Annotated in this window: 12 protein-coding genes and 1 pseudogene; 6 read left to right on the top strand and 7 right to left on the bottom strand. The window is 64.3% G+C overall.

Annotated features, from left to right (window positions below):
* Nucleotides 1-128 precede the first annotated feature (128 nt).
* The 4 genes from ACTHJR_RS17390 (at nt 129) to ACTHJR_RS17375 (ending at nt 5,047) form a co-directional block, all read left to right on the top strand.
* Complete coding sequence (locus ACTHJR_RS17390; RefSeq protein ID WP_440524574.1) at nt 129-1,385, top strand: M24 family metallopeptidase; 1,257 nt, start codon at nt 129-131, stop codon at nt 1,383-1,385.
* 10 nt (nt 1,386-1,395) lie between these two features.
* The gene (locus ACTHJR_RS17385; protein ID WP_440524573.1) at nt 1,396-2,337 is read left to right on the top strand and encodes an alpha/beta hydrolase; all 942 of its coding nucleotides are present in this window, start codon (nt 1,396-1,398) and stop codon (nt 2,335-2,337) included.
* A 60-nt stretch (nt 2,338-2,397) separates the two neighbouring features.
* Nucleotides 2,398-4,236 carry a M2 family metallopeptidase gene (locus tag ACTHJR_RS17380; RefSeq protein ID WP_440524572.1) on the top strand — a complete coding sequence of 613 codons (1,839 nt, stop codon included), beginning with the start codon at nt 2,398-2,400 and terminating at the stop codon, nt 4,234-4,236.
* 103 nt (nt 4,237-4,339) lie between these two features.
* Nucleotides 4,340-5,047, top strand: a complete 708-nt coding sequence (locus tag ACTHJR_RS17375; RefSeq protein WP_440524570.1) for a fumarylacetoacetate hydrolase family protein — start codon at nt 4,340-4,342, stop codon at nt 5,045-5,047.
* Here the strand turns inward: ACTHJR_RS17375 and ACTHJR_RS17370 are convergent.
* Nucleotides 5,044-5,310: a hypothetical protein gene (locus tag ACTHJR_RS17370; RefSeq protein ID WP_440524568.1), complete on the bottom strand. Its 267-nt coding sequence runs from the start codon at nt 5,308-5,310 to the stop codon at nt 5,044-5,046. The two genes, ACTHJR_RS17375 and ACTHJR_RS17370, sit on opposite strands and share 4 nt — an antisense overlap.
* Nucleotides 5,311-5,347: 37 nt before the next feature.
* Between ACTHJR_RS17370 and ACTHJR_RS17365 the strand changes: the two genes are divergently transcribed.
* Together ACTHJR_RS17365 and ald are read left to right on the top strand one after the other, a co-directional pair.
* Nucleotides 5,348-7,552: a TonB-dependent receptor gene (locus tag ACTHJR_RS17365; RefSeq protein ID WP_440524567.1), complete on the top strand. Its 2,205-nt coding sequence runs from the start codon at nt 5,348-5,350 to the stop codon at nt 7,550-7,552.
* A 122-nt stretch (nt 7,553-7,674) separates the two neighbouring features.
* Nucleotides 7,675-8,757, top strand: coding sequence for an alanine dehydrogenase (ald, locus tag ACTHJR_RS17360; RefSeq protein WP_440524565.1), 1,083 nt, complete (start codon nt 7,675-7,677; stop codon nt 8,755-8,757).
* Nucleotides 8,758-8,814: 57 nt separating this feature from the next.
* Here ald and ACTHJR_RS17355 read toward each other — a convergent pair whose 3' ends face one another.
* The 6 genes and pseudogenes from ACTHJR_RS17355 to ACTHJR_RS17330 all read right to left on the bottom strand — a co-directional run.
* Nucleotides 8,815-10,173 carry a dihydroorotase gene (locus tag ACTHJR_RS17355; protein WP_440524563.1) on the bottom strand — a complete coding sequence of 453 codons (1,359 nt, stop codon included), beginning with the start codon at nt 10,171-10,173 and terminating at the stop codon, nt 8,815-8,817.
* Nucleotides 10,173-10,835 (bottom strand): annotated as a pseudogene (locus ACTHJR_RS17350) (aspartate/glutamate racemase family protein). Before ACTHJR_RS17350 ends, ACTHJR_RS17355 begins: the two are co-directional and overlap by 1 nt.
* 14 nt (nt 10,836-10,849) lie before the next feature.
* A complete protein-coding gene (locus ACTHJR_RS17345) occupies nt 10,850-12,382 on the bottom strand; it encodes an amidohydrolase family protein (RefSeq protein ID WP_440524561.1) in 1,533 nt (510 codons plus the stop codon).
* A 95-nt stretch (nt 12,383-12,477) separates the two neighbouring features.
* The gene (locus ACTHJR_RS17340) at nt 12,478-13,257 is read right to left on the bottom strand and encodes an SDR family oxidoreductase (RefSeq protein WP_440524559.1); all 780 of its coding nucleotides are present in this window, start codon (nt 13,255-13,257) and stop codon (nt 12,478-12,480) included.
* Nucleotides 13,258-13,275: 18 nt separating this feature from the next.
* Nucleotides 13,276-14,199, bottom strand: coding sequence for a dihydrodipicolinate synthase family protein (locus tag ACTHJR_RS17335; protein WP_440524558.1), 924 nt, complete (start codon nt 14,197-14,199; stop codon nt 13,276-13,278).
* 43 nt (nt 14,200-14,242) lie between these two features.
* A partial coding sequence (locus ACTHJR_RS17330; RefSeq protein ID WP_440524556.1) for a M24 family metallopeptidase occupies nt 14,243-15,351 on the bottom strand: 1,109 nt, incomplete at its 5' end.

Here is a 15,351-nt window from a genome sequence, read left to right as displayed (position 1 = left end):
CCGTCCGGACCCGGCGATTGGCGCATCGAGGATCTCTGTTTTAGTGCGCCAAGCCTAAATCTGGACACAAGGATTGACAATATGGAAAAATAGCAGTTGTTTTGGAAAAACTTCTTGGGAGCGTGGCCATGGCGATCGAACGTCGAACGTTGCTGATGGGAGCCGTGGCGGGCGTGGCGGCCGGCGTGATGATGGCGCTGCCCAAGGCGGCAACCGCCGCAACGGAAGGGTCGCTCGCCCCGTTGCCGAATCGACCGGCCCCGATCTCGGTCAAGGAACGCACGGATCGCGTTCGCAAGGCGCAAGCCCTGATGCGCCAGCACGGCTTCTCCGCGATCGTGATGGAGCCCGGGGCGAGCATGGTCTATTTCTCCGGGATCAAATGGCGCCGGAACGAGCGTCCGACTTGCGTCATCATCCCGGCCGAGGGCGATATCGGCGTGGTCACGCCGTTCTTCGAAGAGCCGTCGGTCCGCGAGACGCTAGAAGTGCCGGCCGACGTGCGCACATGGCTCGAGCATGAGGATGCGATGTCGGTTGTTGCCGGCTGGCTGCGCGATCACAAGTCGGCATCTGGCGTGGTCGGGTTCGAGGAGACCGTGCGTTACTTCCTTATCGACGGGCTGACAAAGGCGCTGCCCAGCGCCACCGTCCGTAATGGCGCTGCCGTCGTCCGTGGTTGCCGGCTGGTCAAGACGCCGGCGGAAATCGCGCTCATGCAATATGCGACCGACATCACGATCGCCGCGTATCGCTACACGATCCCACGCGTCGAGGCGGGCATGCGGCCGGAAGACATCAACGCAATCATGAACCGCGCTCATGTCGGCTATGGCGGCGTCTCGCAATTCGAAGACGCGTTGATCGGCGAGGCCGCAGCCTATCCGCACGGCTCCGAAAAGCCACAGATCGTGCGGCCGGGCGAGATCGTGCTGATGGATTGTGGCTGCTCGGTCGACGGCTACCAATCCGATATCTCGCGCACGTTCGTGTTCGGCTCGCCGAGCAAGCGTCAGCGCGAGGTTTGGGATCAGGTCAAGAAAGGCCAGGCGATCGCGTTCGAGAAGGCACAGATCGGTGTTGCCGCGGGCGATGTCGATGCAGCCGTTCGCGTCTATTATCAATCGCTCGGTTATGGCCCGGACTACAAGTTGCCGGGCCTTTCGCACCGGACTGGTCACGGTATCGGACTCGATGGGCACGAGCCGTTCAACCTGGTGAAGAACGAGACCTCGAAGCTCGCGCCGGGCATGTGCTTCTCGGACGAACCGGGTCTCTATATCCCCGGCGAATTCGGCGTTCGGCTCGAGGATTGTTTCCACATGACCGAGGCGGGGCCGAAATGGTTTTCGACACCGTCGGTGTCGATCGAACAGCCTGTTTAAGGGGGATAGCATGACGTCTCTTTCTCGCCGCTCGATCCTTGCCGGCGCGGGTGCGCTTGGCGCCGCTGCATTGCCTGGCGCTGTTGCGGCCGCCACCAAGACGCCAACGTCACCACCCGAGGCGACACTTCCCCATTCGGAAATGTTCGCGCTCACATCAGCGGAAGGGCGCACTTACGGTGTCAGTATCGGCTATCCGCTCCCCGACGACCCGGACATCACGCTGGCGATCAAAGGGCGAAAGCCGGTGCCCGTCTACACCACCGACCGGTGGACCAGCTTCGGATTGCTGGTCTCGATCTCGCGTCTGATGCGCTGGGGGGGCGAGTTGCCGCCGATCGTGGTGATCGCGATCGGCTATGTCGACGAGCAGAAAGGCTATGCTGACGACACGCGTGCGCTCGATCTCACACCGACCGGCAATCCCGGACTCGACCCCAAGGATCTCGGTAACGGCAAATATGGCGGCAGCGCCGCATTTCGGCGCTTCATCGTTGACAAGCTGCAACCGGAAGTGCGCCGCCGTGGCGATTTCGACCATGATAATGCCGTGTTGGTCGGGCACTCGTTCGGCGGCCTGTTCGCGGTCGACACGATGGTGAACGCGCCTGGCGCGTTCAAACACTATCTCGCGGTCAGCCCGTCCTTGTGGTTCGACGATCGGATCGTCATGCGGCAGCTCACCACCGCGCTCGGGGCCGGTACCAGCTATCCCGGCCGAATGGCGGTTTATATCGGCGAACATGAAGAGCGGATCTCGCCACCCAAGGCACGAATGGTCAGCAACGTGCTCGATCTGCAACGCCTCGTAGCCGACCATCGCAGCCAATTCGCCGCGCCGCTGGTGCAGGTGCTGCCGGGCCTGTCGCATCATACGATCATGGGCATCGCGTGCACCTATGGGCTGCAATATCTTCTCTCGCCGCCCGAACGGCTCGCTGAAACCTACTGACCGCCCTCAATTTTCCCGAGTCGCGCGGCCGCGCCCGCGCGACTGATCAAGGAGCTCTACATGGCCCGCCGGATTTCTTCACGTCGCGCCGCCGCGTCGCGCCTTGCTGTCGCGATCATCGCGGCCGGCTCGAGCCTGGCGATAGCCGTCCCGCTGGCGGCCCAGACCCCAGCGACGCCGCCGACCGCGACCGACGCTCGCGCGTTCGTCGCCGACGCAGAGCGTCAACTGGAAGCTGCCTCGACGTTCGACGATGTAGCGGGCTGGATCGAGGCGACCAACATCACGGTCGACACCGACTGGATGCTGCAACGGTCCGACGCGCAGAAAGCTGCGCTGTCGGCGAAGATCGCCGATGAGGCGCGTCGGTTCGACCGGACAAAGGTCGATCCCGTCACCGCGCGAAAGCTCGGCTTGCTCACGCGGCTCGGAGATATGCCGGCCCCGGGTCGTGCGGGGGCTGCTGAGGCGCTATCCGAGGTTAGCAATCGCCTGGCCTCGGGCTATGCGACGGGCACATTCACCTACAAGGGGCGAACCTATACGCTGCGCGACGCCGAGGTGGAGATTGGCCGGTCGCGTGAGCCAGCGGACCTTCAGGCGATCTGGGAAGGCTGGCGGTCGGTGGCCAACCCGATGCGCGGCGATTATGCGCGGATGGTCGTGCTCGGCAACGAAGGCGCACGCGAGCGTGGCTATGCCGATGTCGGCGACATGTGGCGCTCGGCCTACGACATGCCCTCCGACAAGTTCGAGGCGCAGGTTGCCCGGCTGTGGAAACAGCTGGCACCGCTCTATGACAGCCTGCACACCTATGTGCGGACGCGCCTCAATCAGCGTTATGGCGATGCCGTCCAACCCCGTACCGGCCCGATCCGCGCCGACCTGACCGGTAACATGTGGGGGCAGGACTGGAGCACGATCTACGACATCGTTGGCGAAGGTCTGCCGGGTGCTAGCGGCGGCCTTACAGCATCGCTGCAAGCGAAGGGCTTTGACGGCGAGAAAATGGTTCGCAGCGCCGAGCAATTCTACATCTCGCTCGGTCTGCAACCTTTGCCGCAGACTTTTTGGGAGCGGTCAATTTTTGTCCGGCCGCCAGGGCGCATGATGGATTGTAATTCATCTGCATGGACAGTTGGCGATCCCGGCGATGTCCGCCTCAAGACGTGCTTTGCCGTCAATCAGCACGACTGGATTACCGCTCACCACGAACTCGGGCACATCTACAATTCGCTGGCGGTACGCAACCAGTCGTACCTATTCCGTGGCGCGGCAAATCCGGGTTTGAGCGAAGGGCTTGGCGACTTTGTCGCGCTGTCCGCCGGCACAGCCGCCGACCTCAAGACCCTCGGCTTGGACAGCCCGGCCGGCAAGGATGCCGACATCGCTGCCCTGATGGATGTCGCGCTCGGCAAGCTGCCGCTGCTTGGTTTTGCGGTGTCGGTCGATCAGTGGCGCTGGGGCGTCTTCGCCGGGCGCATCAAGCCAGCCGACTACAACAAAGCGTGGTGGAAGCTGGTCGAAACCAACCAGGGCCTCATGCCGCCGCGCGCGCGACCCGACGATGCCAACGACGCGCTCGCCAAATATCACCTGACCAACAACGTCCCCTATATCAGCTACTTCATGGCCTATGTGTACCAGTTCCAGCTGTACCGCGCGGCGTGCCGGATGGCGGGGTGGAAGGGGCCGCTCCATGAGTGCACGATCCGCGGGAACAAGACCGTCGGTACGCGCCTCGAGGCGCTGATGGCCGCGGGCCGGTCGCGGCCGGCGGACGAGACGATCGATGCCTTCACCGGCGATCACGGCGCCGATGCCAGCGCGATGCTCGAATATTTCGCCCCACTCAAGGCATGGCTCGATCGCCAGAACGCCCTGGGAGCGAAGCGATAAGCTGGCTTCGTCATTTGCTGAAGCCAGGCTGCGGCTAACTCGGCATCATTCGGCGGCAGATCTTTTCGCTGCGGCGCGACTGGAGGTTTTGAGGCGGCAGCGCTTGGCGGTCGCGTTATTGCAAGGTGACGTGCGTAGTATGACGATGCCCATTGTCCTCGCGCCGAATGCGCAGATCCGGGGTTCGGCGGATCGATTTCCGATCCGCCGAATCTACTGCGTCGGACAAAATTACAGCGATCATGCTCGCGAGATGGGGTCGGACCCGAGCCGACAACGACCCTTCTTCTTTTCCAAACCGAGCGACGCTGTTGTCCCGAACGGTTCGGCGATTCCCTATCCGTCGGCCACGACCGAGCTCCATCACGAAGTCGAACTCGTCGTCGCTCTCGGTTCGGGTGGCACGAATCTGTCCAAAGAGGAGGCGCTTTCTTGCGTCTTCGGATTTGCGGTCGGGATCGACCTGACGCGGCGCGACATGCAGGCGGCAGCCAAGCAGGCGGGTCGCCCCTGGGATCTGTCAAAGGGGTTCGACCAGTCGGCGCCGCTCGGGCCGATTACGCCGTCCTTACCGCCAATACAGGGCGAGATCGCCTTGATGGTGAATGGCGACCATCGTCAGCAAGGCGATATCGCGCAGATGATCTGGAGCGTGCCGGAGATCATTGGCGAACTCTCGATTTTCGTCGAGTTGCGCGGAGGGGATCTGATCTTCACCGGGACGCCGAGCGGTGTCGGTCGGTTGCGCCAGGGCGATCGGATGAGCGCCCGGCTCTCGGGAGCCGAGCCGCTCGAAATCGCCATCGTCTAGATCGGTCGACCACAGGCTCGGATCGTCGTTCCCGCCAGCAAGGCGCGGCGGCGCGATCGGTGCGAGATATCCAGCACAATCGACAAACCTGGTGATGTCTCGAACGGCGCCCGCGCGCGGTGTCGCTCGATCAGCGATTCGCCTTTCTGTCCAAGCGATTCGTGCGCTTCGGGCGGGCTGAGACGATCCACGCATTGCGACATAAGTGCAACGATTCTCAACTTTGTAAAAAAAAGTTGACAAAACGGAAAAATCAGCGCCATTTCGACCCAGATAAACCATTCGAGGGGAGGTCCAGCAGTGGAAACCGTGTTGAGTCAGCATCGCCTGGCCGGTCGCACCAATTCATCCGGGCGGCGCGGGTCGAAGTTTGCCCATCTGACAAGCGCGAGTGCGCTGAACCTGCTGGCGATCGCCATGATCCCCTCCGTCGCCCACGCGCAGGACGTACCGTCGTCCTCCAGTGCGGTGCCGGCACCGGCAGACACCAATGCCAACACGGATGCAGCCGACGACATCGTCGTGACCGCGACCAAGCGCAGCGAGTCGCTGCGCTCGGTGTCCGGGTCGGTATCGGCGCTTACCGGCGCCAATCTCGATGCGATCGGCGCGCAGGGCTTCAAGGACTATCTGCAGACGCTTCCTGGCGTGCAGTTCCAGGCGTCGGTGCCCGGCGTCTCGAACGTCACGATGCGCGGTATCGGTACGGCCTCGACCTATCCCGACCAGGGGCAGGCGACGACCGGTATCTACATCAACGATATCCCGGTGACCGATCCAGGCTTCGCGCTGTCGGTTCCCGATCTCGACGTGTTCGACGTCCAGCGCGTCGAAGTGCTGCGCGGCCCGCAGGGCACGCTGTACGGCGCCGCGACGCTCGGCGGCGCGGTCAACTACATCTACAACCCGGTATCCCTGACGGACGTGCAGGCAGCGGGCCAGGCCAGCCTGACAAAATCGGACTATAGCAGCGATCTCGGCTATACCGCCAAGCTCGCCTTGAACGTGCCGCTGGTCAACAACGTGCTCGGCGTCCGCCTTGCCGCCATCCGGCGGTCCGACGCGGGGTTCACCGACAATATCGGGACCGGCACCAAGGACAGCAATTTCCATCGCGTCTGGGCATTCCGCGGCAACGTTCTCCTGAAGCTCAGCGACAATTTCAACCTGAGCTATTTCGGTCTCTACGATCAAGCGAAGAACGGCGACGGGTTCGCGGTCTTTCCTCAGTTCGGTCAATATGTCCGCGACACCACGGTCAACGAGCCCACGACATTCACGACCCAGCTTCATAACGTCAAGCTGAACGGCGATTTCGGCTTCGCGACCCTGGTCGTGTCGTTGGCCGATCTGCGCAAGAAGCAATTTTCGCAATATGACGCCTCGACCTTCGACGGCCCGGGCGCCTATGGCAACGGCACCGCCAAGAATCATTCGCAGATCGCGGAAATCCGGCTGGCATCGTCGGGATCGAACAAGTTCGACTGGCTGATCGGCGGCTATTACGACAAGACCAACGAATATTATCCGTCGCCGGAATTCGTCGGCAACACGCCGCTCACTTTCTTCTCGGTCAATTACCGCTCGCACGAAAAATCGATCTTCGGCGAAGCGACCTACCATTTCACCGATCAGCTCAAGCTGACCGTTGGCGGCCGCTATTACAATATCGACATCGCGACCAACACGGCCGCCGGCGTGTCGACGCCTGGTTCGCCCTTGGCTGCCGGCAAGCAGAAGAGCAGCGGATTCAGCCCCAAGGCGTCGCTGACCTACGAGGCGTCGAAGGACTTCATGGTCTATGCGCTCTACTCGCGCGGTTTCCGCATGGGCGGCGTCAACCTCAATCCGTCGATCCCGAGTTTCCCGACGCCCGCCACTTACGGCTCGGACAGCGTGAACAATTACGAGATCGGCACGCGCCTCTCGTTCGTTGATCGCAAGGTGTTCCTCGATACCACCGCCTATTATGTCGACTGGAGCAACGTCCAGCTTCGCCTCGCGCGGCCCGACAACCGCTCCTATGTCGCGAATGCCGGTTCCGCCCGCAGCTATGGTGTCGAAAGCTCGCTGACGGTGCGTCCCTCGCGCAATTTCGAGCTCCAGGGTAACGTTACCTACCTGACGGCCGAGCTCGCGAAAACGCTCGTGCAGGGCAACGGCACAGTGCTCCTGAAGGGCCGCGACTTGCCGGGTGCGGCGCACTGGACGACCTCGGCCAACGCCAAATATACGTTCAACGGCCCCAATGCGCCGTACATCATGATCGCGCATCAATATATTTCGGGATCGACGAACAATTTCGATCCGACTTCGAAGGCCGGCAATTACAGCCTGTTCAGCGCGCGCGCCGGCGCTCGGTTCGACAAGTTCGATGTCCAGGTGTTCGTGTCCAATATCTTCAACAAGCGCGGCATCACGACGGTCGATTATTATGGCGCCGACCAGGTCTGGTACGTGACCCAGCCGCGAGCGATCGGGCTGAGCATCGACTGGAAGATGTAGCTTTCCTGCGCGATGGTCGCGCATCCTGCAGGGGCGCCCTCCTTCGCCCCATTTCCTCCCTGGGCGGGGGCGGACCTTGTCTGCCCTCGCCTTTCTTTTCGATCACAGCCGGAGACGAGATCATGCGCGTGGGAGTCCCCAAGGAAATCAAGAACCACGAATACCGGGTCGGACTGACGCCAGGTGCGGTGCGCGAATATGTCTCGCGCGGCCACAGCGTCACGGTCGAACATGCCGCCGGTACCGGTATCGGCGCCGACGACCAGGCCTATGTGAAAGCCGGCGCCAGTATTGCCGACGGTCCCGAGGAAATCTTCGCGAACGCCGAGATGATCGTGAAGGTCAAGGAGCCGCAACCCAGCGAATGGGTGCAACTGCACGATCGCCAGATCCTGTTCACGTATCTTCATCTCGCGCCCGATCCCGACCAGGCGCGGGGCCTGATGGCATCGGGTTGCACCGCGGTCGCCTACGAGACCGTGACCGACCAGCACGGTGGCCTGCCGCTTCTCTCACCGATGAGCGAAGTCGCCGGCCGGCTGTCGGTCGAGGCCGCCTGTACCGCGCTGCGCGCGGTGTCCGGGGGCAGGGGCCTGTTGCTGGGCGGCGTGCCCGGCGTTGCGCCGGCCCGGATCGTCGTCATCGGTGGTGGCGTGGTCGGCACTCATGCGGCCCGGATGGCCGTCGGGCTCGGTGCCGAAGTCACGATCATCGACCGCTCGATCCCACGTTTGCGCCAACTCGACGAACTGTTCGGCGGCCGTGCGCGCACCCGCGTTTCGACGATGGAGGCGATCGAGCAGGAGATTGCGGGGGCCGATGTCGTCATCGGCGCGGTGCTCGTACCGGGTGCTGCGGCACCGCGGCTCATCACCCGCGAGATGCTCGGGCTGATGAAACCGCGCGCGGTGCTCGTCGACGTAGCGATCGACCAGGGCGGTTGCTTCGAGACGAGCCATGCGACGACGCACGCCGATCCGACCTATGACGTCGACGGCATCATTCACTATTGCGTGGCGAACATGCCCGGCGCCGTGCCGATGACCTCGAGCTACGCGCTCAACAACGCGACATTGCCCTACGGTCTTGCGCTGGCCGATTATGGCGAAGCGGCCTTCGATCGCGATCCTGGTCTGTTGGCCGGCCTGAACGTCCGCGATGGCAAGATCGTCAACGAGACGGTGGCGCGCAGTCTAGGCTTCTAGGTCGCACGGCGGGATCGGCCGACCGGCGACCGGTGGACCCGGTCGCCGGTCCGGCCGTCAGCCCTGGTGCCGCACATAGCGGCCCTGGCCTTCGCGGCCCGTCACGACCGAGCCGTCCCAGACCATATCGCCGCGCAGGAACGTGGCGGCGATACGCGCCTGGAAGGTTTCGCCATCATAGGGACTCCAGTTGAGCTCATCATGCGTCCGCGACGCCTCGAACACGATCGGGCCGGGGCGAAGCACCATGATATCCGCGTCCGCGCCGACGATCAGGCTGCCCTTTTTTGGCCAAAGGCCGAAGAAGCGGGCCGGCCGCTCGCCCAGATATTGCGCGAGCGTGCGCTCGGGCGCGGGGACTTTGCCGACAAGGTCGGTGTAGAAGGAGGGGACGAGCGTCTCCAGTCCGGGAATGCCGGCGCCGGCATCGAAGATCGAGTCGGTCAGCTTGTTGTCGATCGGCCCGCTCGAATGGTCCGACGAGATGAACGCGACCTCGTCGCGCAGGAGCACGCCCCACAATGCCGGGAGCACGCCCGGCCGGATCGGCGGACTGACTTTCATCCGCGCGCCGAGCCGCGCGATATCGCGCGCGGCATCGAAATGCAGATAGTGGACCGGCATTTCGGAGGTCGCCGTCACGCCCATTTCCTGAAAGGCGCGAATGACCGCAAAGCCTTCGGGGCAGGAGACGTGGACGAGATGGACATGGGCGCCGGTCGCCATGCCGAGCGCGAGGAAGTTCGCGGTCGCGGCGAGTTCGGCTGCGACCGGTCGGCTGGGCTCGTGCCATTCGGGCGTCGTCAGCCCCTTGGCCTTCAGCGCCGCGATACTCCCGCGGACGATCTCCTGGTCTTCATTGTGCAAGCCGACCGGCAATTTCAGCCCGGCCGCGGCGGTCAGGATATCGAGCGTATCGTTCCCGCCGACGCGCGGGAAACGCACCGGGTGGCTTTCCATGCTGGAGATCTTGATCGCGCACGCGCCCGCGGCTGCCAACTCGACCAGCGCGCCCGCGCCATGGCCCGGCGCGACGGTTGCGTAGAGCGCGACATCGGCATGCGATTGCGTCTCGATCGCCGCGACCTTCGCCTCGAGCAGTTCGATCGTCGTGAGCGGATCGGGATTGTCATAGGGCATATCGACCAGTGTCGTGACGCCGCCCGCGACAGCGGATCGCGTCGTCGATTCGAAACCGGCCCGCCCGCGCGCGCTGGTCGCATGGGTCTGGCCATCGATCGCGCCGGGCATTACGAAATCATTGCCCGCGTCATGGAGTTGCGCTGCCGCCGGTGCTTCGCCCTCGCCGATCGCGGCGATGCGGCCGCCCGCCACCGCGAGCCATCCACATGGCAGATTGCGATCGGGCAGGACGAGCGTGCCGCGCACCACGAGGTCGTAAGGAGCCTGATCCATCAAGAGCGTCCCTTGTAGTTGAAGGAGAGGAGGGCGGAGGCACGCAGCACCGCCGCCTGGACCGGGTCGATCACCGGCATCGCGAGCGCATCCTCGAGCCGCGCCCGATACGCGCCCATCGTGGCACAGCCGAGGATCAGGACCGTTGCGCCATCCTCGTCGCGCAACGCGCGGCCGACCTTGATCATGCGAAAGAAGGATCGCTAGATATCGAGCAGGTCGAGCACGCCAAGATCGAGCGAGCGGTCGCCGGCCAGCATCCCGCCGAAACCGAGTGTTGCGACCGCACGGGCATGGCGCTCGATCGACGCGCTTCCGATCGACATGATGCCGAAGTGCGCGCCGAGCACGATCGCCTCGCGATAGGCCGACTCACCAATGCCGACCACGGGTGCGGCCAGTTCCGCGCGGCACAGGGCAAGGCCGGGATCGGAGAAGCATCCGACGACATAGGCATCGGCGGGATGGGCGAGCAGATAATCGCAGGTCGGGATGACGACCGTCTCCACGTCGCGCTGCGTTTCGATCGCGGGCGGCGTGCCCGTAAGCGTGTGGAAGTCCGGCCGGTGGCCGGGATGGAGATCGATGCCCGCACATCCTCGTGCCATCGCGTCGGTGACGGTGGTCGAGCTATTGGGGTTGAGGACCAGGATCGTCTTCATCGTACCGATCCCGCTCAGCGTGCGTTGCGCTGGTCGAACGGCGCCGTTGCATGCGGCGACAGATAGTCGGCGTAGAACTTGCGGACATAGGGGAGCAGCGCCTTCGACAGCTTACGCCGTTCGACCTCTTCATTGGAAAGCGCGCCGGCCAGTTGGGCGTGCAGTTCGGTGAGCGCTGCTTCCTGATCGACGCGCGTGAAGAAGCGGTCGCGATAGATCACCTCGCCGTCGCACATGACGAGCCGGACCGCGTCGCTCTTGGCGCGCTGGATCACCGCGTCGATCGTCGGGGTGTCGGTATCGAGATAGGGCCAGGAGATGCGATGCCAGTCGATCAGGGAGAGATCGGCGGCCCGGCCCGGCTCCAGTGTGCCGAGCTGCTCGCCGAACGGTGTCGTCCGCGCGCCGCCGACCGTTGCCATCCGCAGGACCTGACCCATGCCGGGCACATCGTCTTCGTCCATCCCCGGCACGCGATTGGCCCGAAGCACCAGCCGCATTTCCTGCAGCATGTCGCGGTCGTCATTGATGCCGGCTTCGTCGAGGCCGATCGCGGTATTCACGCCGCGCGCCTCATAGGCGTTGAGCGGCGCAATCCCGCTACGGAGCCGGAAATTGGACGAGCAATTGTGGCAGACACAGGTACCGGTCTCGGCGACACGATCGATGTCGCGTTCGCTCAGCCAGACACCGTGGCCGAGCGTCAAATTGGGGCCGAGCAAGCCGAACCGGTCGAGATATTCGACCGCCGTGCAGTTGCCGCGGCGCTTGGCATATTCCTTCTGATACTGCGTCTCCAGCAGGTGCATGTGCATCGGCACGTTGTAGGCACGCGATGTCTCGCCAAGCGCGGTGAGCGCATGATCGGAACACCAGTGGAGATTGGCCGGCGCTAGCTGGATCCGCTTGCGGCGGCTTTGGGCGTGCTTGCCGAACAGGCTCTTGAACATGTCGAGCTGGTCTTCGACGACGAGCTTGCTGCGCGCGAACCAGGCGGCCGTCGGCCCGCGAAGCTCGGCCGGCAGTCCGGCGATGAAGTCTTCGTCGGCCTGGTAGACCAGCCGGTTCTGGTCGCGCAGCATGAACGAGTAGGACACGCGCATGCCGACATCCTCATAGGCTTTGAGAATGTCCTCGACCTTGGTTTCGAGGTCGGCAAAGGCCGGTCCGCCCTGAATGTGCGCGACGGTGGTGATCCCCGAGGAGATCATGTCGAAGGCGGAGTAGAGTGTGTCGAGGTAGAAATCGATGTTGCGCGCGACCATCCGCGCGGCGAACCACAGCTCGAGCGGCAGATCGGGGCAGCCGAGTTGGACCGGGGTGAGCCCGACATGGTGATGGCCGTTGACGAAGCCCGGCAACATGACCTCGTTGCCCGAGCCATGGACCGGTGTGTTCGGGTAGCGGCGGGCCAGATCCTCATAGGTGCCCGTTTCCAGGATGATGCCATCCTCCTGCAGGATGGCACCGCTCGCGATTTCCTCGAAGGAGTGGCGATCGATCGCCTTGGTGAACATGGTGCTCGAGCGAACGATGGAGGCGGTCACGACGAGGTTCCTTGGACTGGAGGAAGGGACTTCAAGCCGGGTACCGAACCGGCGCATGCGCAGGACTCGCGCTCGATCGAAGCATTGGCTGCCATTCACAGGCTGCGGATGGCACCGCCATCGACTCTGATCTTGCTGCCGGTGACGTACGACGCGCGCTCGCTGCACAGGAACGTCGCCACCGCGGCGAATTCGGCCGGATCGCCATAACGGCCGATAGGAATGCTCGCGGCGGACGCTCGGGCAATTTCTTGGGGCGAGGTGCCGGTGCGCTTGGCGGCGGCGGCATCGAGCTCGTCGACCCGGTCGGTGTGGATGCGGCCGGGTAGCAGGACATTCACCGTCACGCCGCTCGGCGCGAGTTCGTTGGCCAGCGTCTTCGACCAGCCGAGGATCGAAGCGCGGATCGTGTTGGAAATGCCGAGATTGGGGATCGGCTGTTCGACCCCGGAGGAGGCGATCGTGAGGATACGGCCCCAACCGCGCTCGACCATGCCCGGTGCGATCTGCGCGGTGATGTCGAACAGGCTTGTCGCCATCGTCGCGAACTGTCGCTGCCAGACGCTCGCCGTCACTCCGGTGATCGGGCCGGGCGGGGGGCCTCCCGAATTGTTGATGAGAATGTCGATCGGGCCGTCAGCCATGAGCCGTTCGATCGCGGGGGCAAGGCTCGTCGTATCGGCAAGATCGAGCGCGAGCGCCGTGATGCGCTGCGCGATTGCGGGCTCCAGGTAATTCGCCCAGCCGATGCCGCCCGAGCGCGAGGCGGCGACCACCGTGGCGCCTTCGCTCGCCAGTGTGCCAGCGATCGCAGCACCTAGACCGCGACTGGCACCGAGGACGAGTGCTCGGCGGGTTGTGAGTTCGAGATCCATCTCTGCCTTTCGCTGCGGTCAGTTCGCGCCAAGCCGTCGCTCGAGGCGCGCGATGAGGTTTTCGACTTCGCCGGCTTCGAGCGCGCTCAGACGGCGGCCGGGCTTGCGCTGGCCGCTGGAGGCGATCGCGCCACGGCGGGCGAGGACATATTTGCGGACCGCAAGGCCGGCGCCGGGCTGCTGCTCGTAGCGAACGAGCGGCAGATGGGCGTCGAACAGTTCGGCCGCTGCATCGGTGTCGCCGGCTGCATGAAGCCGACAGATGTCCACCAGCATCTCGGGATAGGCATAGCCCGTCATCGCGCCATCGGCGCCGCGACCCAGTTCCTCGGGGAGGAACAGGCCCCCATTGCCGCACAGGATGCTGATGCGCCGGCCGCCTTTCTCCTCGATGTCGCGGAGCGCCGTGATCTTGTTGAGTCCGGGCCAGTCCTCGTGTTTGAGCATCACGCAGGTGTCGATGCGGCGGACGATCTCGCCGATGACGTCCGGCGCGATCTGGACATTGGTCGCCAGCGGGAAGTCCTGGAGCACGAACGGAATGTCGCCGAGCGCGTCCGCGGCGGACTGGAAATAGTCGACGATCTGCGCGTCGGTTCTTACCGACGCGGGTGGCGCGACCATGACACCGGCAGCGCCAGCATCCATCGAGAGGGTAGCCAACTCGCTCATGGCGGCAAAGCCGGCGCTGCTGACGCCGACCACCACCGGAATGCGGCCGTCGACATGCCGGCACACCGCTTCGACGAACGCGCGGGCTTCGGCCGCGCTCAATTTGGGCGCCTCGCCCATCATCCCGAGGATGGTGACGCCCGAGACGCCGTGGGCGAGATAGAAGTCCATCAGCCGGCCGACGCCGTCGAGGTCGAGCGCGCCATCGTCGGCAAAGGGCGTTACCGAGATGACGAACACGCCACGGGCCGTTGCATCCAGTCGCGTCACACTTCCTCCTGTCCGCCCCTGGCGCGGGCGAGCGGCCGGGCGCTCACACCGGTTCGTCGATCGACCGCGCCGGTTCGGAGAACCAGCGCGGGCCGTCTTCGGTCATGTAAAAGCAGTCTTCGGTCCGCACCCCGAACTCGCCGGGGATGTAGATGCCGGGCTCGTTGGAAAAGCACATGCCGGCCGCAAGCAGGCTGGCTTCGCCTTCGACCAGATTGAATGGCTCGTGCAGGTCGAGACCGATTCCATGACCGGTGCGGTGCGTGAGGCCGGGCGCCACGTAATTGGCGCCATAACCGAGCGCCTCATAGTAGCGGCGTGGCGCTGCATCGACGTCGCCCGCGGCCACACCGACCTGCGCGCGTTCGAAGGCAAGGCGCTGACCCTCTTTGGCCTGGTTCCAGACCTGGCGCTGGCGCTCGTTCGCCTCGCCGAACACGAAGGTGCGCGAGATGTCCGATTTATAACCCGCGACCGAACAACCGCAGTCCATCAGGATCAGCGCGCCGGGTTCGACGATCTGCGGCTGCGACGATCCATGCGGATAGGCCGCGGCCTCGCCGATCAGCGCGTCCTCGAAAAACGACGGGGCGCCGCGGCTTTCGTGTGCGGCCTTCATCATCGCCTTGATATCCGCCGGCCGCATGCCGACCGCGATCCGCGGGATCACCTCGCGATAGGCCGCGATCGTGATCTGGTTGGCATGATGCATCAGCGCGAGTTCGGCGGGGCTCTTGATCTGCCGGCATCGCCGCGTGATCTCGGCACCGTTACGGATATCGGCGGAAGGCAAAGCGCGTGCCAGGCCATCGACGATGAACAACCGTGTCGTTTCCTCGAATCCGATGACGGCCGAGCCAAGCCCACGATCGCGCAGCCAGCCGGCCACGAGCGCCATGGCATTTTCGTTTTCGCGCCAGGCGCGGATGTCGGCGGGAATCGCGAGCGTTTCCCTGAGCGTCGCTTCCTCGAATGCAGGCGTGACGACCGCCATCTCTCCGTCGGCGGTCAGGACCAGGCAGGTCGGCCGCTCGCTACGGTAGAATTCGATCCCGGCGAAATAGACCATGCTAGCGCCGGGCTCGATGACGATCGCGCCATAGTCGAGCTGCTGCATCTGGTCCTGCGCCATGGCGATCCGCGCGAGCCGCT

It is taken from the genome of Sphingomonas sp. (assembly GCF_051962185.1).
Lineage (GTDB): Bacteria > Pseudomonadota > Alphaproteobacteria > Sphingomonadales > Sphingomonadaceae > Sphingomonas.
This window is presented reverse-complemented; position numbering and strand designations above follow the sequence as displayed.

Excerpts from the sequence above, each read along its gene's own strand:
- ACTHJR_RS17380 (WP_440524572.1), top strand. The coding sequence starts at position 2,398 with ATGGCCCGCCGGATTTCTTCACGTCGCGCCGCCGCGTCGCGCCTTGCT.
- ACTHJR_RS17390 (WP_440524574.1), top strand. The coding sequence starts at position 129 with ATGGCGATCGAACGTCGAACGTTGCTGATGGGAGCCGTGGCGGGCGTG.
- ald (WP_440524565.1), top strand. The coding sequence starts at position 7,675 with ATGCGCGTGGGAGTCCCCAAGGAAATCAAGAACCACGAATACCGGGTC.
- ACTHJR_RS17355 (WP_440524563.1), bottom strand. The coding sequence starts at position 10,173 with ATGGATCAGGCTCCTTACGACCTCGTGGTGCGCGGCACGCTCGTCCTG.
- ACTHJR_RS17370 (WP_440524568.1), bottom strand. The coding sequence starts at position 5,310 with ATGGCGCTGATTTTTCCGTTTTGTCAACTTTTTTTTACAAAGTTGAGA.
- ACTHJR_RS17340 (WP_440524559.1), bottom strand. The coding sequence starts at position 13,257 with ATGGATCTCGAACTCACAACCCGCCGAGCACTCGTCCTCGGTGCCAGT.
- ACTHJR_RS17385 (WP_440524573.1), top strand. The coding sequence starts at position 1,396 with ATGACGTCTCTTTCTCGCCGCTCGATCCTTGCCGGCGCGGGTGCGCTT.